Genomic DNA, 18849 nt, shown 5'->3' with positions numbered 1-18849 from the left:
GTTTAGCCTTTTTTACCAAATTGTTATTGCGAGCCTCAATAAAGCAATCGCACTTCCTTCTCTCCGATCTTCCTTCGTGTCCTTAGCGCCTTCGCGGTTCGTTTATCTTCTCTTTCAAATCACCTAATCCAATTCCCTCCTACCTTCCAAGGCGCGAGCCAAAGTTACCTCATCTGCATATTCCAAATCTCCCCCCATCGGCAAACCAAAAGCTATCCGCGTCACCTTCGTAAAAGGTTTCAATAAATGACCGATATAAAGAGTAGTAGTTTCGCCTTCCACGCTGGGACTAATCGCAATAATCACTTCACCAATCTTTTGCTGGCTGACGCGGCGGACTAACGGTTGAATGTTCAATTGTTCCGGGCCAATTCCATCCATCGGCGAGATCACGCCACCAACAACATGATATTTACCGATGTATTCCCGCGTTTTTTCTAAAGCGATTACATCGCGGGATTCTGACACCACACAAATAGTCTGACTGTCGCGATTGGTGTTGCGGCAAATTTCGCAAACAGGTTCAGCAGATAAGTGAAAGCATACCTTACAAAAACCTACTTGTTTTTTGGCATCAATCAAAGATTGAGCTAGAGCTTGCACGTCTTCTTCCGGTCGTTTTAAAATATGCAAAGCGAGCCGCTGTGCAGTTTTGGGGCCGACTCCTGGTAAGCGCTGCAATTGTTCGATCAAACGGGCTAATGGTCTAGTGTACATAAATGAAGGAAGAAGGAAGAAGGAAGAGGGAAGAGGGAAGAAGGAAGAAGTTGTTGGTTCGTAGTACGGACTTCAGTCCGTTCTTGGTTACTTATTAATTGAAGGAAGAAGTTGTTGGTTCGTAGTACGGACTTCAGTCCGTTCTTGATTGAAAAGACTAAAGTCTTTAGTACGAACCTAAGAAGGACTAAAGTCCTTACTACTAACCTGGGGAGGACTAAAGTCCTTAATACGAACCTAAGAAGGACTAAAGTCCTTACTACGAACCTGGGGAGGACTAAAGTCCTTACTACGAACCTGGGGAGGACTAAAGTCCTTACTACGAACCTTATTTTGAAGTTAATTTAGCCACCGCTAATTTTAGCTTTGTATCCTAATTTTTTGAGAATTTCGGCGATTTTTTGTTTATGTTCGCCTTGAATTTCTATTTCATTGTCCTTGACTGTGCCGCCAGTACCGCATTGAGCTTTTAGCTGTTTGGCTAAAGTTGCTAATGTTTCGGGTTTTTCCTGAAAGCCGCTGATGACTGTAACTGTTTTGCCGCCTCGTCCTTTTCGGGATGCTTCTACTTTCAAAGTTTGTTGATTTGGGGGAATTTCCGGGGTTCCTCGTTCGGTGGCTGCTGAGTTTTCGTAGTTGCCAAATTCAGAGTAAACTACTCGTTTGCCTGATGGGTTGTTGGGTTGGGAATCTTTGCTTTTTGATGTACTCATAGTAGTTTGGGATGTTGAGATTTTAAGTTTTTAACTACCAAAATTTCTGGAACAAATGTAACTTGGCAATCTGGCGCTCGACCGTATTAACAAGAATGAGATTACTTAATATGATATCATAATGTCATGCCGATCGCTGCAAAATAGCTCGATCGCCCTGTATTTCGCCCTATATTCTGCGATCGAACTTGGTTGCGATACTGGCTGGTTTTTTCCTTGCTGCTCAGTGTTGTGAAGACACGAGATATTTTTGCCAATTTCCCAAAACTGGAATCAGCTAAGCTGTAGGTGAATCAGTCCCGACAGCTTATCGAAATAAAGACTTGACAGTAACAAAGATTTGCAATAACTTAATATAAAATGAATTAGGCATCATTTATGGATTTTTCAGAAATTTCAGAAATTTCAAATACAGTTGGGTCTGCCCGCAAAACTCTGCTAGAAATACTGATGCGCGACGATCGGGAAGCGTTAGCTGTTAAACTTTTCTCCACGGAAGATGCTCGAATCTCCTTAGCAGATCTTGAATATCTTAAAAATGAGCTGTTTGGCAAGCACTGGCAGGATGGGTCTTGGCATGAAGTGCCGCGGCCGATCGTGGGTGCGATAGTACAAGAAATAGCACGGGGGCGGAAAGAGGAACCTGAAACCTTACCTCTACTCCAAGAATGGGCTCGATCGTGCAATGATTCGGAGGTGCGAGAAGCAGCAGTACAAGAAATAGTACGGGGGTGGAAAGATGACCCAAAAACCTTACCGATTCTCAAAGAATCGGCTCAATTTTCCTCTAATCCAGATGCGCGAAAATCAGCAGTAGAAGAAATAGCACGAGGGTGGAAAGATGACCCAGAAACCTTACCTTTTCTCAAAGAATGGCCTCGATATGACGAGCATGATAATGTGCGAGAAGCAGTAGTTCGAGAAATAGCACGGGGGTGGAAAGATGACCCCAAAACCTTACCTTTACTCAAAGAATGGGTTCGATGGTTAAATGATTTTTCTGGCACAAAAGCAGCTGTAGAAGAAATAGCACGGGGGTGGAAAAATGAGCCAGAGACATTACCTTTTATCAAGCAATTGGCTCGATCGTCCGATGATTGGGTTGTGCGATATGCAGCTGTAAAAGAAATAGCACGGGGGTGGAAAGATGACCCCGAAATATTACCTCTTTTCAAAGAATCTGCTCGATCGTCTGATGATTGGGAATTGCGAGAAGCAGCAGTACAAGAAATAGCACGGGGGTGGAAAGATGACCCCGAAACCTTACCTTTTCTCAAAGAATTGGCTCGATCGGACGAGCGTTGGAATGTTCTACAAGCAGCAGTACAAGAAATAGCACGGGGGTGGAAAGATGACCCCGAAACCTTATCTTTTCTCAAAGAATGGGCTCGAGCGTCCGATAATCCGGATGTGCGATATGCAGCAGTACAAGAAATAGCACGGGGGTGGAAAGATGACCCCAAAACCTTACCTCTACTCCAACAATGGGTTCGATCGTCCGATGATTGGGTTGTGAGAGATGCAGCAGTACAAGAAATAGCACGGGGGTGGAAAGATGACCCCGAAACCTTACCTCTACTCCAAGAATGGGCTCGATCGTCCGCTGATTCGGATGTGAGAGAAGCAGCAGTACGAGAAATAGCACGGGGGTGGAAAGATAACCCCGAAACCTTACCTCTACTTCAAGAAGTGACTCTATCTGACGCTGATTCGGATGTGCGACATACAGCATTTCAAGAAATAGCACTGGGGTGGAAAAATGAGCATGGAATATTTGAATTATTGTGCGATGTGGCCATCAATCACCCCTTCGATCGCAATTACGATTTCCTAGGTCTGCCCCGACTAACAGCTTGGGAAACTATTATTGCTTTATATCCCGATCGCCCTGAAATTTTAGCAATCCTACGCGATCGCGCTCAGAACGATCCCGACCCAGAATTCCGAGATGACCTGAACGAATTAGCAGAATTCGAGGGCAAATGAGCGATCGCTTTTAGGGGCGATCTGCTTTTTTTCTAATTGTAGGCGTTTGTCGTTTCGCGATCGCGCTCAGAACGATCGCGCTCCACAACTCCGCGAATTTGCCAGCGAAAAATTGGCAGAATTAGAATGCCAATGAGCGATCGCCCGTAGGGAAACAGCACCCCCTTTTCCTCACCCTATATTCATACCTCAATAAATAGTATAATTAACAGAGATACTTCTCGGAGACAACCACAATGCAAGTCACAACCGAAGAAATAGTTTATCCATCCAGCGACGGTCAACCAATGGCAGACAGCACAATTCAATACAAATTAATTGTCACAATCAAAGAAGGTTGCGAGTCGCTGTTTGAAGAAGATCCCAACGTGTTTGTAGCAGCCGATTTACTGTGGTATCCGGTTGAACGTAGACCCGATATTTCTCAAGCACCGGATACGATGGTGATATTTGGCCGACCAAAAGGCGAGCGACGTTCCTACATACAATTTCGCGAAGATAATATTGCTCCCCAAGTCGTGTTTGAGATTCGATCGCACAACGATAGCAACACAAAAATGAATAAGAAACTTTCATTTTACAATCGCTATGGAATTGAGGAGTATTACCTTTACGATCCCGAAAAGAATGAGTTGGAAGGTTGGCAAAGAATTGAAGGAAGCTTAGAACCAATTGAACCGATGCAGGGATGGATCAGTCCGAGACTTGGAGTGCGATTTGAATTGCCAGAATCAGGGTTAGAAATCTATCGCCCTGATGGAGAAAGGTTTCTTTCCTATTCCGAAATAAATGCAGAGCGACTATTAGAGCGACAGCGTGCGGAGCAAGAATTTCAGCGTGCAGAACAAGAATTTCAGCGTGCAGAACAAGAATTTCAGCGTGCAGAACAAGAAGCTCAGCGTGCAGAACAAGAAGCTCAGCGTGCAGAACAAGAAGCTCAGCGTGCAGAACGTTTAGCTGCTAAACTGCGCGAATTGAACATCGATCCAAATAGCATTTAAGCCCGAAAAAATGCTAAGAAACCGGGTTTCTTTGAGTCTACAACGATCGATTGTGGCAGAAACCGGGTTTCTGGCAAAGACTCTGCATCTCAACTATATTTATCTGTCAGAAACCCGGTTTCTCTCTCGGTTGTTGAGAGTGCTGCAAGATGTTAGGTGGAACTGAGATGTTTCACCTGTGGCAGAAACCGGGTTTCTGGCAAATACTCTGCATCTAAACCGATATTTATTGGTCAGAAACCCGGTTTCTCAAAGGTTATGGAGCACAAATAGAGGACACGGCAGTGCCGTTTCCCTACGATCGATCGCCCGCCGCTCCATTCACTCGATATAATAAAATTTGTCCCATTATCCCCGCAAGTCCGTGACAGTCACTCCCCTGCGTCTCACCACCGAAACCACCGAAACCGCCCAACGCCCCGACTCCCTCGGTAGATTCGGCAAATTCGGCGGCAAATATGTCCCCGAAACCCTGATGCCGGCTTTATTTGAGCTTGAAGCGGCTTTTCACAAATATCGCAGCGAACCGGAATTTCAACAGCAACTCCAACAATTGCTGAAAGATTATGTCGGCCGCCCCAGCCCTTTGTATTTTGCCGAACGCCTCACGGAACACTACGCTAAACCAGACGGTACCGGCCCGCAAATTTACCTCAAACGCGAAGATTTAAACCACACTGGAGCTCACAAAATTAACAACGCTTTAGCTCAAGCATTGTTAGCCAAACGCATGGGCAAAAAGCGGGTAATTGCTGAAACTGGTGCTGGTCAACATGGCGTTGCTACTGCCACTGTTTGCGCTCGTTTCGGTTTGGAATGCGTTGTCTACATGGGCGTTCACGACATGGAAAGACAGGCTTTAAATGTGTTTAGAATGCGCTTGATGGGAGCCGAAGTGCGGCCGGTGGCTGCGGGTACGGGAACGCTGAAAGATGCGACTTCGGAAGCGATTCGCGATTGGGTGACAAATGTCGAAACAACTCATTATATTCTTGGTTCCGTAGCAGGCCCCCATCCTTACCCGATGATGGTGCGCGATTTCCATGCAATTATCGGTGAAGAAACCCGCGCTCAATGTCAGGAAAAGTGGGGTGGTTTGCCGGATATTTTATTAGCTTGTGTCGGCGGCGGTTCTAATGCAATGGGTCTTTTCCACGAGTTTGTCGGGGAAGAAACTGTCAGGTTGATCGGGGTTGAAGCTGCGGGCGAAGGTGTGGAAACTGATAAACACGCTGCGACTTTGACTATGGGAACTGTGGGTGTTCTGCACGGCGCGATGAGTTATTTGCTGCAAGATAATGAAGGCCAAGTGATTGAACCGCATTCGATTAGTGCTGGTTTGGATTATCCTGGTGTGGGGCCGGAACACAGTTATTTGAAGGATGTTGGCCGGGCTGAATATTATAGTGTTACGGATCGGCAGGCTTTGGATGCTTTTCAACGGCTTTCGCAGTTGGAGGGGATTATTCCGGCTTTGGAAACTGCTCACGCGATCGCCTATTTGGAGACTCTGTGCCCGCAGCTAACCGGCAGTCCGCGCATTGTCCTCAACTGTTCGGGACGCGGTGACAAAGACGTGCAGACTGTGGCGAAGGTTCTGAATATCTAGTTTAACGGAATTTCGGGCGATCGCTTTGTAGGAATCGGTAACAATTCAATACGGTTCAGTTAATACTAATTTTTTATGAGGCTGCATAGAATTCGATCCCCCCAGCCCCCGAGGATCGGGGGAGCAAGAATTCTTTCGTCCCCCGAGGATCGGGGGATGCGAGGGGGATCGGGATATGTGCAACGACCCATTAAATTGGTATAAGAATGTAATTGCTCAGTACCTCACCTAATTGAGAGGCATCCTAGTCTTGGCGATTGCTTTCCCGAAGCCCAATGACACCAGGTCTAATTGAATCGTATTGGGTAACAATTAACTTTATTTGTCGCTAATAGTTCATGTCCAGAGCTTTGGTTTTGATGTCCTTAGGATTGTTGACAATCCTGCCTAATTGTGCCGAGTCCATTCCTGCGCGATCGCTCCCAGAAACTTCCATGAATACTAATATTGCGGCCACGAGTTCAATTGCTGAGTTAGAAAAAGCTGTTAACCAACAGATCAATCAATATCGAGCCTCGAAAAAATTGCCGCCGCTGACTGTCGATCCGCGAATTAGTCAGATTGCCAGAATTCACAGCGAAAATATGGCGAGTGGGAAAGTTAAATTTAGCCACGATGGATTTGAGGGGCGGGCGAAAGCTATTACTGTTCCCTATCAAAGTGTAGCTGAAAATGTTGCTTACAATTTTGGCTACAGCGACCCGGTACGCAATGCTGTTGAGGGTTGGATTAAAAGTGACGGCCACCGCAAGAATATCGAGAGTCAATTTAATTTGACTGGTATTGCAATTGCCAAAAATGCCAAAGGGGAGTATTATTTTACTCAGCTTTTTGTCCGCAGTCGATAGTCATGGGGCATGGGGCATCTTGCCCGCTCGCGAAGTCGAAGGGTGGGCATCGGGAATTGGGCATGGGGCATCGGGCATGGGGCATGACCAATTCCCAATTCCCAATTACTAATCCGTAATGCCCAATGGCCTGTTTGGCCTGTTTGGCCAATTCCCGATGCCCAATTCCCAATTCCCAATTCCCAATTCCCGATGCCCAATTCCCGATGCCCCATGCCCCATGCCCCATGCCCCATGCCCCATGCCCCATGCCCCATGCCCAATTTTTAATGATGCAATTTCCAGATTTTCAAGTGTGCGATCGCGATATTTCTGATGCTCTGCTATCTTATTATTTGACGGCTGAGGATCTCGCCGTTGATACGGAAACGATGGGTTTGCTACCGTGGCGCGATCGCCTGTGTTTGGTGCAGTTGTGCGATCGGCATGGTAAAGTCGCTGCGGTGCGGATTGCTAAGGGCCAGACGGCGGCGCCGAATTTGAAAAAGCTCATGGAAGCAGAAAATATTGAGAAGGTATTTCACTTTGCGCGCTTCGATATGGCAACAATGCGTTACAATTTAAGTATTGACATAGCACCTGTTTTCTGCACAAAAATAGCGAGCAAGTTAGCCAGAACTTACACTAACAGACACGGGCTTAAAGAGTTAATCCAAGAGTTGGAAAAAGTAGAACTCAACAAGACTTCTCAAAGCTCGGATTGGGGAAATTCTGAGCATCTTTCCGATGACCAACTTAGCTACGCTGCTAACGATGTTCGCTATTTGCTGGGCGCTAAACAAAAGTTGACTGCTATGTTACAGCGAGAGGAACGCTGGGAAGTTGCACAGCAATGTTTTCAGTGTTTGCCAGTTTTTGTAACTTTGGATTTGTTGCAGTACGATAAGGTTTTCGAGCACGGCTCATCTTAGGTGCGATCGCACAACTGCACTCATATAGGTTTGTAGTGAGGACTTTAGTCCTTCTTCAGTAGACCTCTTGCAAAAATAGCTAGAAACGCGCTCTTATATCATCTCCGGTCGATTACCATAACAAAAAAGGATCTGTGCGCCCGAAAGTCCGCATAATGCTGCGGACTTTCGGGCGCACTACAAACCAATCTTATTGTGGTCAATCCACCGGACATGATATAAGAGCCAGTTCCCCAAAAAATCATGTGGAACAGGCCGGAGAGCCTGTTCCAAAATTTGATTAAAAGGACTGAGGCAAGAGGTCTAGCCAAATTTCAAGAAGGACTAAAGTCCTCACTACGAACCTAATTATTATTTATTTAGCTGGACTAGATTTGAGTTAAAGAAAGTTCAAAAGTTGCAAGTATTTTTAATTATAATTCCTCGGGATTATGTTCCTGCATCAAAGCTTCAAGTTGGTCGTCCACATTTCTGACAACTTGTTCCAAAGCGGGTAAACCTTCCAAAGGTAAAGGAGAAAGCCGAGTGCGATCGCGAATTTGATTCACTTTTCGCTGCAATTCTTGGGCCAGCCGCAGCGCGTCCCGACTCAAAGTAGACAATTGCTGCTGCTGGTAAAATCTCAAAGCTGCTCCCCGCAATACTTGCAGCGTGGCTTCTTCCTTGCCGCCCACGGGCATTACTCGCAAGCGCAACAGCAAATGAGTTGTTCCATAGATGCGTTCTACTTCGACTTGTTTGGGATGTTCCACTGGGGAAACAGGCATATCTGTCAGCCGCTTCAACTCGTCGATGACTTCTTGGAAGAGGACGGGATCGATACCTTCGAGCATGGATTTCAAAACGCCATCTTGACTCCAAAGAATTCGGCCCTTCGACTGGTGGCGCTCAAAAAACAGGCGCCCGATACCGTCTAGCAGCACTCTACCGAGCAATTCTTGCAGCAGTTGGGGCGCGGGTAAAGTTGCCAAAACTTCGACAGGGCTTGACAAGTGCAAGGCTTCGACATCCAAAACCGAAAGCTCTGCCGGCGTCACCAAAACCTCAGCGCCAGCAGGTTTCAAGCGCTCGCGAGCCCGAATCGAGGGTTCGGGCACAGACAGCAGGGTTTCTGCTTCGGAGCCTGAAGTTGCTGGTGCGGGATTTTTGGGTGTTGGGGCTGCTGCGGTTTCTGTCAGGCTGGGTTCTCTGACTTTGCTCCCGTGGAGCAAGTAAGCTGAGAGCATCGAGCGCTGAATTTCCGACGCAATTGGCTCGGTTGTGACTGAGCAATTCATGTAAGCTAAAATCCGCTGCACGTAGTCCAAGGCGGAGTCGTCTTGGACATCGACTACGCCCAATTTAAATAGATTACCTTCTAGAGATAAAGGCAATACTTGATAGTAAAGGCAAGCTTCAAAGGGAACAACCGTGTCGATTAGTTGAAATATTCGATCGGAGTCCATTGTAGCCGCCGAGTCTGTTGAAGATGTATTTACCATTAGCTTCTCTGTAGTCGGAAGCGCGATCGATCGCGCTACACCAACCTGATTTATAAAATTAAACGCTGCCACATCCCTGACGGAGACATTCGTCTGAAAACCGGAAGCTTTTATAAAATAAAAATCCTGAGTTCAAGAATTTTCTTTCTTCTGTATTCAGTATCAAATTCTATCAAAAGATTGACAGCTAGTTGATGAAGGGCGCACTCTCGACCAACTATCATCGAGCGCGCGAGATAGATTCCCGTGGCTAGCAACGACAGAATGATGTCCTTAATGCGCAAGTATTACAGATGGACGATAACCGATGATTGACGGGCAACCGCTGAATTGAGGATTGGTTAAAAAATCCTGATTCATTCGATCGTCCTGCTACTATCTTACCCTACAGAGTTCACTGCAACCGTCCTCAGAGCGAGCCGTCAGTCGATTTGAGATTTTCCATTTTGCGATTTGAGATTTACTCCACATCGGAGAGCTTGAATTAGGGTCTAAAATTTTGGGCTGGCGAGGAGTGTACGTGGCACGGTATCCGTTTTTGGGCCCGATCGCGGCAGCACGTGCGGTATCCCGATCGATAATACCTGATTCGAGCGCGATCGCGCGATCGCGCAGTTTTCCACGGAGAAACTCGCAGCACCGGCGTGGCTGTTCGGGAATTGATTTGTAGCGCGAATTCGTAAAATTCTTACCGCCAATTAACAATTAGCAATTGCCCGCCACTCATTACCAATCTACTCGTTGCGGAGGGATTGAGCTGCTAAATAAAGTTTGCTCCACTCGCCGATGACTTGATTGGTTTTCAGCTTTAATTCAGAGGCGATCGACTCTACACTTTTTCCTGCTTTTAGCGATTCTACCAACTGCCGCTGCACCGGCGTCAGGTCTTGTAAATATTGCTGCCACTGAGCCGGAGTCAAGCCCAAACTGTGTTCTTTGAGCGAAATTTCCAGCCAGTTGGCGACCAATTCCGGGGCTTGTTTGACCGCAAAAACCCGAATCGCGTGGTAACTGACTTTTTCTCGCAAGCGGTAAATTTGTTTGACCGGAACCTTCAAATCCTCAGCAATTGCCTCTTGGGAACGGCCTTGCAGGTAAAGCCGCAGCCACCGCGAAGCCAGCGGATCGACTTCAGCGGCCAAGTAATCCTCAAATTCTTGTTGGACAATCTGCCGCTGAGTTTGCCGTTCTTCCCAAGCTTGACTTTCTCGATATTCGGACATCGCCTGTTCGTCTAGCAGGCTGAGCGGTTCGTCTGTATCGTCAGGTAAAACCTGTTCCGACACCAGACGCACCCAATCTCCAGCCGGGACTTGCGTCAGCCCGCCCCGCTGGGAACGCCGCAGGTAGTTAACGAAGCGATACACCAGCAACGGCTGGTTGCGGATCGGCCGCAAGCAGTATTCTTCGGTGCTTGCTAGTAGCAAAGCATTTCGCAAGCGTTTATCTGTTGTGCATTCGGCAATCCAGGCGACTTGCTGCTGGAGGTAGCGATCGGAATTAAGCATTTCCTGAATCACTTCTTGCAGTACCTCCACCGCACTGCGCTGTCTGTCGCGCGAGAGCGAAACCCACGCTTGGATTTTTTGCCGCAGCACCACCAAACCGCCCAGCCGCCCGATCAAGTTGCGGTAAGCTCTTTCTGGCGCTACTCCGAGATACCGCTGCTGTAAAATTCGATATAAAAAGTCGATCGCCCCAGAAGCGACAGCGAGTTGAGTCGGATTTAGAGAGTCAAATCTTTCTGGCTTGTCTCCCAACAACCAGCGGACAACACTCTCGCGAGTGCTAGAACTCTCGTCGGGGCAATCTTGTTCGAGTCGCGACTTCCAATCTTGTGCTAGTCTTTCCGCCAAGGTCATGAGCTGTTGAGCTATTGTCTTTCACCCCGATTTTACGTGGTATGCTGGTCATTTGAGTCTTTTTTGGCTCTAATAGGATTGGCGTATCGGTAAAATAGTTCGATTCTGCTATCGGCGATCGCCATTCCAGGCTTTTTTGATTGCCGATCGCTAATTTTTGTAATAATTGAACTGGCAAATGAATTGCCTATTGACAAAATCACCTGAATATGTTATATGCCTAACTTTTTATTAGAACTCGGTACCGAAGAATTGCCCGCATCTTTTGTCGCAGGCAGCGTCCAACAGTGGCAGGAACTCGTACCTGCAACTCTGGCAGAACAATCTTTGACAAATAACTCAATTAATGTATACGCGACTCCGAGGCGTTTGGCGGTTTTGATCCAAGGACTGCCAGTTAAACAATTAGATAGAGAAGAAGACGTAAAAGGGCCGCCCGCAAGTTCGGCTTTTAAAGATGGCAAACCGACGAAAGCAGCCGAAGGTTTTGCCAAAAAACAAGGTGTAGAAATCGATGCTTTGGAAGTTCGCGCTACCGATAAAGGCGATTTTGTGTTTGTGCTCAAACAGATTCCGGGGCGGATGACGGCGGATATTTTAGTTGAACTTGTGCCGCAGTGGATTAGCAAGTTAGAAGGCAAAAGATTTATGCGGTGGGCTGACGGAGATTTGAAATTTCCGCGCCCGATTCGATCGATCGTAGCGTTGTTTGATGATACTGTACTGCCAATTACCTTGGTGAGCGGCTCGGATACCGTCAAGAGCGATCGCATTTCCCAAGGACATCGGGTGTTGTACACCCCTCCTACACCGGGGACGGGGGGGGTCTCGATTCCCCAAGCCGAGGATTATGTCGAGTGTCTGCGGGCTGCTGGCGTGGAAGTCGATCGACAACAGCGCAAAATCCAAATTCAAGCACAAGTAGAAGCCGCCGCCACCAAACAAGGCGGTTACGCCGACATTACCGAAGATTTGTTAGAAGAAGTTACCGACTTAGTAGAATGGCCCAACGCCGTAGTCGGCAAATTTGACGACGGTTTTTTGATGTTACCGCCGGAAGTAATCACCACAATTATCGTCAGCAACCAGCGCTATTTTCCAATTCTCAAAAGCCCAGAATTCCCCGAACTCCTGCCCTATTTCATTACAATTTCCAACGGATCTCCGGCGAAAGCGCAGATTATTGCCGCAGGTAACGAGCGAGTCGTGCGGGCGAGATTGGCAGACGGTCAGTTTTTCTACAAAGCAGACTTGGTAAAGCCTCTAGAAGATTATTTGCCAAAGTTGGAGACTGTCACTTTTCAGGAAGATTTGGGGACAGTGCGCGCAAAGGTCGATCGACTGTGCAAGATTGCCTCTCTCATCACCAAGCAACTGCAAATCACAGCAGCAGAACAAGTTTACATAGAAAGAGCAGCATTGCTTTGCAAAGCCGACCTTGTGACCCAAATGGTTTACGAATTTCCCGAAATGCAAGGAATCATGGGGCAGAAATACGCCTTAGCCTGCGGAGAAGCGGAAGCCGTAGCCACAGCAATTTTCGAGCATTATTTGCCCAAAGGTGCGGGCGATAATTTGCCGCAAACTCTCACAGGTCAAGTTGTCGCAATCGCCGACAAATTGGATACATTAGTCAGCATCTTCGGCTTGGGAATGCTGCCGAGTGGTTCCTCGGATCCCTTCGCCCTGCGCCGCGCAGCCAATGCGATAACGAACATTATTTGGGCGGCTCAGTTGCCAATCAATTTGCACCAACTACTTGCAGAAGTGGTCGCAGAATTTACCGCAGTGCGCCCCCAAACCTCGGCGGAGTTGCTATCGCAATTATACGAGTTTTTCCTGCAAAGAATTCGCACTTTGCTGCAAGAAGAAAAAAATGTAGATTACGATTTGGTCAATGCAGTTTTGGGAGAAAACGACCCAGAATATACCGAACGAGCTTTGAGAGATTTGTTGGACGCGCGGGAAAGAGCGCTTTTCCTGCAACAAATCCGCAATGACAAAACTTTGGATCTGATTTACGAAACAGTCAACCGTTCGACTCGTTTGGCGGCTCAAGGTGATTTGGATAAGGTAGAATTGGAACCGAAAACGGCGGTGAAATCCGAGTTATTTCAAAAGTCGTCGGAACAAGCTTTTTACGATGCTGTGGTGCAATTGGTGCCGCAAACGCTGCTATCGAAGCAAACTCGGAATTACCAGCAGTTGGTAGACAGTTTGACTGAGATTGCGCCGGCTGTGAGCAGCTTTTTCGACGGCCCAGAAAGCGTTTTGGTGATGGATTCTGACCCGGAAATTAAGCGCAATCGCTTGAATTTACTGGGTTTGTTGCGGAATCACGCGCGGGTGTTGGCTGACTTTGGGGCGATCGTCAATCGATTTTAGATTTTCGATTTTGGATTTTCGATTGAAGAATTTAATTGGTTTCGAGGCTGTGCCTGGAAACGATTCAATGGGCGATTTAACTGGTTTTCAGACTGTTTAACTGGTTCTCAGGCTCTGCCTGGGAACCTATATCTTGAGGCTCTGCCTCGATCTTGAAATGGGAGGCAGAGCCTCCGAGTCTGCGTTTCCAGGCAGAGCCTGGGAACGAGGCTAAATAGTCACAAATTAAGCAAAATGGCCAATAGCCAAAAACCCATGCAAGGTTAAGATATTAACTTATAAAACCAGGAAAGTTCGCTCCATCACATAACTTATGCCGATCGCTCACATCATTGGATTAGGAAAATCAGGGATTGCCGCCGCCAGACTGCTCAAACGCGAAGGATGGGAAGTAACGCTGAGCGATCGCTCATCTACCCCAAACTTACTCCAACAACAACAGGAACTCGCCAGCGAAGGAATTAACCTGGAATTAGGTAAATCTTTTGAACCTGACGAATCTATAGAATTAGTAGTAGTAAGTCCGGGCGTTCCCTGGGATGTTCCAGCATTAGTACGCGCCAGAGAATTAGGCATAGAAACTATCGGAGAAATGGCGCTCGCGTGGCGCTATCTCAAATCTCCTTGGGTGGCAATTACTGGTACTAACGGCAAAACTACGACTACTGCTTTAATTGCTGCAATTTTTGCCGAAGCAGGGCTTTACGCTCCCGCTTGTGGCAACATTGGTTATGCTGCGTGCGAATTAGCTTTAGCTGAAAAACCGCCGGATTGGGTAATCGCAGAAATCAGCAGCTATCAGATAGAATCTTCGCCGTCTGTAGCGCCGCGCATCGGAGTTTTGACGACTTTGACGCCGGATCACCTCAGCCGCCACAAAACTTTAGAAAATTACTATAACATTAAAGCCCATTTGCTGAAAAAATCGGAATTGCAAATCATCAACGGTGACGATCCTGGTTTGCGGCAGCAAGGAGTTGACATTTGGCCGGATGCGTGTTGGACGAGTGTTAAAGGTGAAAAAGATTTGTTGGGAAAACGCAGTTTTGGAGCCTACATCGAGGATGGTTGGGTAATCGCTCAAGAGGATAAAATTTTGCCTGCTGAGTCTTTGCGGATGGTGGGCGAACACAATTTGCAAAATTTGTTGATGGCGGTGGCGGCGGCTAATTTGGCGGGAATAGATCAAAGTGCGATCGCCCGGGCGATCGCGAAATTCCCCGGAGTGGCGCACCGCCTCGAACACATCCGCACCTGGGAAGGCATAGATTTCATCAACGACAGCAAAGCTACTAATTATGACGCAGCGCAAGTCGGATTAGCTGCTGTCAGCGCGCCGGCGATTTTGATTGCGGGTGGCGATCCCAAAGAGGGCGATGATAACGCTTGGATCGATACAATTAAGGCGAAGGCTGTTGCGGTGCTGTTAATTGGGGATGCGGCGGGCATTTTTAGCGCTCGGCTGGAACAAGCGGATTATAACGCTTGGGAAATAGTCGAAACAATGGAAAGAGCCATTCCGAGAGCTGCAGAATTAGGCAAACAGAACAAAGCTAAAGTCGTACTGCTTTCGCCAGCTTGCGCCAGCTTCGATCAATACCAAAGCTTCGAGCACCGGGGCGAACATTTCCGTCAATTGTGTCTCGAATCCCTACCTGAAAAGTAGGGCCACATTGCGCGATATCCGTAGGGACACGGCAATGCCGTGTCCGGTGCAGGAACCTGCGACTTTATAAATACGCCAGCCCTCAAATACTCTTCCAAATATCCTTAATTCTCGCCTGTTGTTCCCATGCAAGCTCATGAAAAACTAGCATCATTTCCTCATGAGTGTAATCAATAATAATCGCAGCCAACTGATCCACCGTTTCCGCTTCCAGCATGGCAAGTTTCAATTTTGTCATTACTTCTTTATCCATTAACGCTAAAACTTTAATATTGACCTCACTTTGACTTTATTTTTGCCTGCAAATCTCTTTCAGTTGTGCATTAAAACTAGAAATCTCAGCAGCACTGATTGTATCAGCATACCGCAAGGAGATTTGAAAATATTCGCGACAAATCTGATAGCGCAATTTTTCATCAATCTCCAAAATCTTGCCTTCTGAAGTGGCAGTTTTGCGCAACAAAACTGCAATTTCCCTTTCTAGTTGGCGATTTCCTTGCTCAAAGAAATCTTGAAAATTAGAACGAAATAAACCGCTATTAACTTGTTGAACTTGGCTGATTGTCAGCGATTGAGCCGAGACAGCAGCCGGAAGTACAAAAAAGGATGCTGCTAGCCAACAGCTAGGAATTATTTGCTTGAGAATGCTGTTCATCACTATCGGGAGGACTTTTTACCTCTATTTGTTTCTCGTCTTCTGACTCGCTGGCTAATTCATCTTCTAGTTCAAGTTTTTCTTGCCACTCGGTAAGCTGTTGAAAAAGTTGCTGGTTAATTTGAAATACGGGTTTGTTAGTTTCTGACATATTGACTCCTGAAGGTAATTGAAAGAGTTGTATTTGCGTCGTAAGGTGCTGATTGTGCACCCTACTAATATTAGTTAGTTATAACTGTGAAACTTTTACCAGCGACATGATGATGCCAATCAATGAACCGCCAAGCAAAGTTAAAGTAGCTAAGGTACTAATGCCAAATCCTGCCGCTCGTTTTTCGGCAGCTTGGTAATAACCCCAAGCAAACAAAATGCGTCCAACTATCCAAACTGCACCGATACCGGCTGCCCAAATTGGGCTGAAAAATTGCGAAAACAGCCATAGCGAGGGCAAAAATAGAATCATTTGCTCTAAGGTATTTTGCTGAACTCGCACTACTCGTTCAAAGTCCGGGTTTCCTGTCATCTGCGGGGGAGAAACTTTGTATTTGAATCTGGCTCTGCCGACGTTGATGGTGACAACGAAGTAGAGAATTAATGCTGAAACAGTAATTAGACTAGGCCAGAGTGTGGCGTTTGCTTCTGCGAGCATGATTGGGGATTATTCGGGTAGAGTAGATATCTTGATTATAAATCAATTATTGTCGATCGCGTCATTCAGCGCGATCGGGTCATTCAAAGGAGGGGATTTGATGCAAATGCTGGTATTCGTGGCGGGGCAATTGGTTCCGGGTTCCAGGCACATCCTCCAAAACTTGCGAGCTGGGATTAATACCTATTCGTAAAAAAAATTAACCGCACGCCCGCGATCCCAACCCGGATAGCAATAAGTCATTGTCAAATCTCAAATCTCAAATCTCAAATTTAAAATGGTATAAGTGTTTGTTGCGAATTTAAGGAGATTATTGCGCTCAATAGATTTCTTGCAAAAGTCTTTTTGATCGACTTATGTAACGGGATATGGGGCCCGTTGCTAACTATTTTTGCAAAAAATCTACTGCGTGAATTGTTAATAGGTGAGTAGAGATGTTATCCCATCCCTACTCGGTTCCGGCTTTACAATTCAATAACTGCGACTTTCTTTTTACTCTTTGCGTCGCGAAGCACTACTGTATTGTAAGGCGAAGTATCCGTCCCTAAAGGGATAGGCATTTTAACGGTACCCCTATCTTCTTTGAGTTCGCCTAGTTCAAGGGATTTATTTAAATTTCCATCTGTAGCTAGGTAGGCACTCAATTTCACTTGGGAATTTGTGACTTCTAAGTCCTTAAATAGTAAGGCAGAGCCTCCCTCAGGATCGATTCCCAGAATTGCCGTGCCGTGTACGACAACCGAGCTTTCTTCTTCATCTACATTACCCATTTTGATGTCAGCGGGGTCTTGACCGTCCATGGCTAAATATCCTCAGATGTCTGTTATTTTTAATTCATTTTAAGCTTATCTTAATGACCGAGCCATGACTAAAATCTTCAGACAGAGATTCTGCATTTCGATCGCTATACCGTTAGTAATACCACTTTAAAAAATTCATGCAACAATAGGTGTAGGGTGTGTCGCCTGTGAAAAATCCCTATCTACTTATCGACAATTGACCGAGCGACGCACCTGACCACAATGCTACGATCGACCAAACACAACATTTATTGTGTAGCAATTTTTTTTCACGCATGGTATAATAGAAATTTCACCCAGCTTAGAATTATCACTTAGCGGAGTTGATTGAAGAAAATAATGATGCTACTATCGAATAACTCCTTTATTTATACCAATTTAAAAAAATCTTGCTACAATAATTGAGCTTGAGGAAAGTTTGCTCAAATATTGTCTATGGTGCGTCGCTCGCTATATTTTTCGTGTGTTTTTGGGCTCGCTCGTGTATCCACACCCGCTCGATTATTGTTGCATTAATTGTTCACGCTTGGTATTACTTTATGAAAAACAGGTATTTCTGTCAGTCGAGCCACAATGGGAAGAATGACAAAAATCTTAAAGATGACTGGAAAAATAAAATCTCTTCCCTTCAGCTATGACGCAAGATAAATGATTTTAGACTGCGTGGAATCCACGATCGCAAATTCGTTAACTTAGGTACGCTGACAGACTAGCTTCCCAAGCGCCAGCAATTTTGCTAAATCCTTCGCTGTTGGGATGAACGCCATCGGGGAGATCTGCAAGGCCCAGACTCGAGTATAAATCGACGAAATCGATGGGCTGGCCTTCGTGTTGTTTTTCCTTGACTAGCTCCTCGCTCTTTTGATTGTATTGTATAACTCGCTGATTTAAAGTGGGTTCAGACATCGGGGGAATTGAAGCGAGAAAGAGTTGGACATTGGGTGCTGTTTCAAAAATGCGATCGACTAATTGATTGAGACGATAGCTTGCAGTTTCCACTTGATACCATTGTCCGATATTGTTCGTGCCGATGAGTAGCAAAATAATCTCCGGTTGGAAGGTTTGCAGCCACTCCACAACCCGATCGCGAATTTCTTCGATCCGCCAACCGGAATGTCCCTCGTGATGCTGAGACAGCAAGGTATCGGGGCCATTGCTTAGGGAACCAACAAACTCAATAGCATAGCCTCTACTCTCCATCGCAGGCTGTAAATCGATGCGATATCCTCCGGGAAAGAAGTAGCCATCGGTAATTGAGTCGCCTAGGGGCATGATTTTGATGGGACGATTTCCCGGTGAATCAGTGTTGCTGGAGAGGTTTGAAGGATGAGAAGTTTGATTTTCCACGACAATTTTTGATAAATAACTAAGTTAACCATGCTTCAGTTTGTCGTGAGGACTTCAGTTTTTTTCCCTTGGATGAAGAAGGACTTGCATTTCTTAAAGTTTGTAGTGAGGACTTCAGTCCTTTTCCCTTGGGTGAAGAAGGACTTGCATTCCTTAAAGTTTGTAGTGAGGACTTCAGTCCTTTTCTCTTGGATTAAGAAGGACTGAAGTCCTCACTAC

23 protein-coding genes are annotated in these 18849 nt (G+C 46.3%); 9 read left to right on the top strand and 14 right to left on the bottom strand.

The genetic code is table 11. The annotated features are described in order from the left end of the window. Positions 1-123: 123 nt before the first annotated feature. The 3 genes from recR to QUB64_RS12575 form a co-directional block, all read right to left on the bottom strand. Positions 124-717 carry a recombination mediator RecR gene (gene recR / locus QUB64_RS12585; RefSeq protein WP_293260021.1) on the bottom strand — a complete coding sequence of 198 codons (594 nt, stop codon included), beginning with the start codon at positions 715-717 and terminating at the stop codon, positions 124-126. A gap of 344 nt (positions 718-1061) precedes the next feature. Next, positions 1062-1430 carry a translation initiation factor gene (locus tag QUB64_RS12580; protein WP_333269370.1) on the bottom strand — a complete coding sequence of 123 codons (369 nt, stop codon included), beginning with the start codon at positions 1428-1430 and terminating at the stop codon, positions 1062-1064. Positions 1431-1546: 116 nt separating this feature from the next. Continuing rightward, positions 1547-1687 (bottom strand): hypothetical protein, encoded by a 141-nt coding sequence (locus tag QUB64_RS12575; RefSeq protein ID WP_333269371.1) that lies wholly within the window; start codon positions 1685-1687, stop codon positions 1547-1549. A gap of 121 nt (positions 1688-1808) precedes the next feature. Between QUB64_RS12575 and QUB64_RS12570 the strand changes: the two genes are divergently transcribed. Then, a complete protein-coding gene (locus tag QUB64_RS12570; RefSeq protein WP_333269372.1) occupies positions 1809-3416 on the top strand; it encodes a HEAT repeat domain-containing protein in 1608 nt (535 codons plus the stop codon). A 32-nt stretch (positions 3417-3448) separates the two neighbouring features. Here the strand turns inward: QUB64_RS12570 and QUB64_RS12565 are convergent, their stop codons facing one another. Next, positions 3449-3577, bottom strand: a complete 129-nt coding sequence (locus QUB64_RS12565) for a hypothetical protein (protein ID WP_333269373.1) — start codon at positions 3575-3577, stop codon at positions 3449-3451. A 75-nt stretch (positions 3578-3652) separates the two neighbouring features. Here QUB64_RS12565 and QUB64_RS12560 point away from each other — a divergent pair, with 75 nt between their 5' ends. The 4 genes from QUB64_RS12560 (at position 3653) to QUB64_RS12545 (ending at position 6986) form a co-directional block, all read left to right on the top strand. Beyond that, entirely contained in the window at positions 3653-4417 is a 765-nt protein-coding gene (locus tag QUB64_RS12560) for a Uma2 family endonuclease (protein WP_333269374.1), read from the top strand. Positions 4418-4781: 364 nt separating this feature from the next. After that, positions 4782-6026: a tryptophan synthase subunit beta gene (gene trpB / locus QUB64_RS12555; protein WP_333269375.1), complete on the top strand. Its 1245-nt coding sequence runs from the start codon at positions 4782-4784 to the stop codon at positions 6024-6026. 434 nt (positions 6027-6460) lie between these two features. After that, positions 6461-6874, top strand: a complete 414-nt coding sequence (locus QUB64_RS12550; protein ID WP_333269376.1) for a CAP domain-containing protein — start codon at positions 6461-6463, stop codon at positions 6872-6874. Next, positions 6858-6986 (top strand): hypothetical protein, encoded by a 129-nt coding sequence (locus tag QUB64_RS12545; protein WP_333269377.1) that lies wholly within the window; start codon positions 6858-6860, stop codon positions 6984-6986. Before QUB64_RS12550 ends, QUB64_RS12545 begins: the two co-directional genes overlap by 17 nt. Here QUB64_RS12545 and QUB64_RS12540 read toward each other — a convergent pair. Continuing rightward, positions 6983-7117, bottom strand: a complete 135-nt coding sequence (locus QUB64_RS12540; RefSeq protein ID WP_333269378.1) for a hypothetical protein — start codon at positions 7115-7117, stop codon at positions 6983-6985. The two genes, QUB64_RS12545 and QUB64_RS12540, sit on opposite strands and share 4 nt — an antisense overlap. A 29-nt stretch (positions 7118-7146) precedes the next feature. Here QUB64_RS12540 and QUB64_RS12535 point away from each other — a divergent pair, with 29 nt between their 5' ends. Then, a complete protein-coding gene (locus tag QUB64_RS12535) occupies positions 7147-7785 on the top strand; it encodes a ribonuclease D (protein WP_333269514.1) in 639 nt (212 codons plus the stop codon). A 413-nt stretch (positions 7786-8198) separates the two neighbouring features. Here QUB64_RS12535 and QUB64_RS12530 read toward each other — a convergent pair whose 3' ends face one another. The 3 genes from QUB64_RS12530 to QUB64_RS12520 all read right to left on the bottom strand — a co-directional run bounded on the left by QUB64_RS12530 (position 8199) and on the right by QUB64_RS12520 (position 11128). After that, positions 8199-9266, bottom strand: coding sequence for an ATPase, T2SS/T4P/T4SS family (locus QUB64_RS12530; protein WP_333269379.1), 1068 nt, complete (start codon positions 9264-9266; stop codon positions 8199-8201). A gap of 491 nt (positions 9267-9757) precedes the next feature. Continuing rightward, positions 9758-9964 carry a hypothetical protein gene (locus tag QUB64_RS12525; protein ID WP_333269380.1) on the bottom strand — a complete coding sequence of 69 codons (207 nt, stop codon included), beginning with the start codon at positions 9962-9964 and terminating at the stop codon, positions 9758-9760. 36 nt (positions 9965-10000) lie between these two features. After that, positions 10001-11128, bottom strand: a complete 1128-nt coding sequence (locus tag QUB64_RS12520) for a HetZ-related protein 2 (protein ID WP_333269381.1) — start codon at positions 11126-11128, stop codon at positions 10001-10003. 216 nt (positions 11129-11344) lie between these two features. Between QUB64_RS12520 and glyS the strand changes: the two genes are divergently transcribed. Further along, a complete protein-coding gene (gene glyS, locus QUB64_RS12515; protein WP_333269382.1) occupies positions 11345-13513 on the top strand; it encodes a glycine--tRNA ligase subunit beta in 2169 nt (722 codons plus the stop codon). Positions 13514-13826: 313 nt separating this feature from the next. Next, entirely contained in the window at positions 13827-15179 is a 1353-nt protein-coding gene (gene murD / locus QUB64_RS12510; protein ID WP_333269383.1) for a UDP-N-acetylmuramoyl-L-alanine--D-glutamate ligase, read from the top strand. Between the two features lie 82 nt (positions 15180-15261). On the opposite strand, the gene QUB64_RS12505 is transcribed toward murD, so the two are convergent. The 4 genes from QUB64_RS12505 to QUB64_RS12490 all read right to left on the bottom strand — a co-directional run bounded on the left by QUB64_RS12505 (position 15262) and on the right by QUB64_RS12490 (position 16483). Beyond that, positions 15262-15432 carry a hypothetical protein gene (locus QUB64_RS12505; RefSeq protein WP_333269384.1) on the bottom strand — a complete coding sequence of 57 codons (171 nt, stop codon included), beginning with the start codon at positions 15430-15432 and terminating at the stop codon, positions 15262-15264. Positions 15433-15468: 36 nt separating this feature from the next. Further along, a complete protein-coding gene (locus tag QUB64_RS12500) occupies positions 15469-15834 on the bottom strand; it encodes a hypothetical protein (protein ID WP_333269385.1) in 366 nt (121 codons plus the stop codon). Further along, a complete protein-coding gene (locus QUB64_RS12495; protein WP_333269386.1) occupies positions 15803-15985 on the bottom strand; it encodes a hypothetical protein in 183 nt (60 codons plus the stop codon). The genes QUB64_RS12500 and QUB64_RS12495 overlap by 32 nt, the downstream gene beginning before the upstream one ends. Before the next feature lie 78 nt (positions 15986-16063). Then, positions 16064-16483 carry an MAPEG family protein gene (locus QUB64_RS12490; RefSeq protein ID WP_333269387.1) on the bottom strand — a complete coding sequence of 140 codons (420 nt, stop codon included), beginning with the start codon at positions 16481-16483 and terminating at the stop codon, positions 16064-16066. A 31-nt stretch (positions 16484-16514) separates the two neighbouring features. Here QUB64_RS12490 and QUB64_RS12485 point away from each other — a divergent pair, with 31 nt between their 5' ends. Beyond that, positions 16515-16676 carry a hypothetical protein gene (locus tag QUB64_RS12485; protein WP_333269388.1) on the top strand — a complete coding sequence of 54 codons (162 nt, stop codon included), beginning with the start codon at positions 16515-16517 and terminating at the stop codon, positions 16674-16676. A gap of 271 nt (positions 16677-16947) precedes the next feature. On the opposite strand, the gene QUB64_RS12480 is transcribed toward QUB64_RS12485, so the two are convergent. After that, positions 16948-17283 carry a hypothetical protein gene (locus QUB64_RS12480; RefSeq protein ID WP_333269389.1) on the bottom strand — a complete coding sequence of 112 codons (336 nt, stop codon included), beginning with the start codon at positions 17281-17283 and terminating at the stop codon, positions 16948-16950. 687 nt (positions 17284-17970) lie between these two features. Beyond that, positions 17971-18630: an SGNH/GDSL hydrolase family protein gene (locus QUB64_RS12475; protein WP_333269390.1), complete on the bottom strand. Its 660-nt coding sequence runs from the start codon at positions 18628-18630 to the stop codon at positions 17971-17973. Between the last annotated feature and the right edge of the window lie 219 nt (positions 18631-18849).

The sequence above is a fragment of the Microcoleus sp. Aus8_D2 genome (assembly GCF_036702665.1).
GTDB lineage: Bacteria > Cyanobacteriota > Cyanobacteriia > Cyanobacteriales > Microcoleaceae > Microcoleus.
The sequence above is the reverse complement of the archived record's forward strand: the minus strand, read 5'-3'. Positions and strand labels throughout refer to the sequence as shown.

Excerpts from the sequence above, each read along its gene's own strand:
- QUB64_RS12480 (WP_333269389.1), bottom strand. The coding sequence starts at position 17,283 with ATGGACGGTCAAGACCCCGCTGACATCAAAATGGGTAATGTAGATGAA.
- QUB64_RS12570 (WP_333269372.1), top strand. The coding sequence starts at position 1,809 with ATGGATTTTTCAGAAATTTCAGAAATTTCAAATACAGTTGGGTCTGCC.
- QUB64_RS12535 (WP_333269514.1), top strand. The coding sequence starts at position 7,147 with ATGCAATTTCCAGATTTTCAAGTGTGCGATCGCGATATTTCTGATGCT.
- QUB64_RS12505 (WP_333269384.1), bottom strand. The coding sequence starts at position 15,432 with ATGGATAAAGAAGTAATGACAAAATTGAAACTTGCCATGCTGGAAGCG.
- QUB64_RS12560 (WP_333269374.1), top strand. The coding sequence starts at position 3,653 with ATGCAAGTCACAACCGAAGAAATAGTTTATCCATCCAGCGACGGTCAA.
- QUB64_RS12530 (WP_333269379.1), bottom strand. The coding sequence starts at position 9,266 with ATGGTAAATACATCTTCAACAGACTCGGCGGCTACAATGGACTCCGAT.
- QUB64_RS12520 (WP_333269381.1), bottom strand. The coding sequence starts at position 11,128 with ATGACCTTGGCGGAAAGACTAGCACAAGATTGGAAGTCGCGACTCGAA.
- QUB64_RS12490 (WP_333269387.1), bottom strand. The coding sequence starts at position 16,483 with ATGCTCGCAGAAGCAAACGCCACACTCTGGCCTAGTCTAATTACTGTT.
- recR (WP_293260021.1), bottom strand. The coding sequence starts at position 717 with ATGTACACTAGACCATTAGCCCGTTTGATCGAACAATTGCAGCGCTTA.
- murD (WP_333269383.1), top strand. The coding sequence starts at position 13,827 with ATGCCGATCGCTCACATCATTGGATTAGGAAAATCAGGGATTGCCGCC.
- QUB64_RS12580 (WP_333269370.1), bottom strand. The coding sequence starts at position 1,430 with ATGAGTACATCAAAAAGCAAAGATTCCCAACCCAACAACCCATCAGGC.
- QUB64_RS12500 (WP_333269385.1), bottom strand. The coding sequence starts at position 15,834 with ATGAACAGCATTCTCAAGCAAATAATTCCTAGCTGTTGGCTAGCAGCA.
- glyS (WP_333269382.1), top strand. The coding sequence starts at position 11,345 with ATGCCTAACTTTTTATTAGAACTCGGTACCGAAGAATTGCCCGCATCT.
- QUB64_RS12540 (WP_333269378.1), bottom strand. The coding sequence starts at position 7,117 with ATGGGGCATGGGGCATGGGGCATGGGGCATGGGGCATCGGGAATTGGG.
- QUB64_RS12550 (WP_333269376.1), top strand. The coding sequence starts at position 6,461 with ATGAATACTAATATTGCGGCCACGAGTTCAATTGCTGAGTTAGAAAAA.
- QUB64_RS12495 (WP_333269386.1), bottom strand. The coding sequence starts at position 15,985 with ATGTCAGAAACTAACAAACCCGTATTTCAAATTAACCAGCAACTTTTT.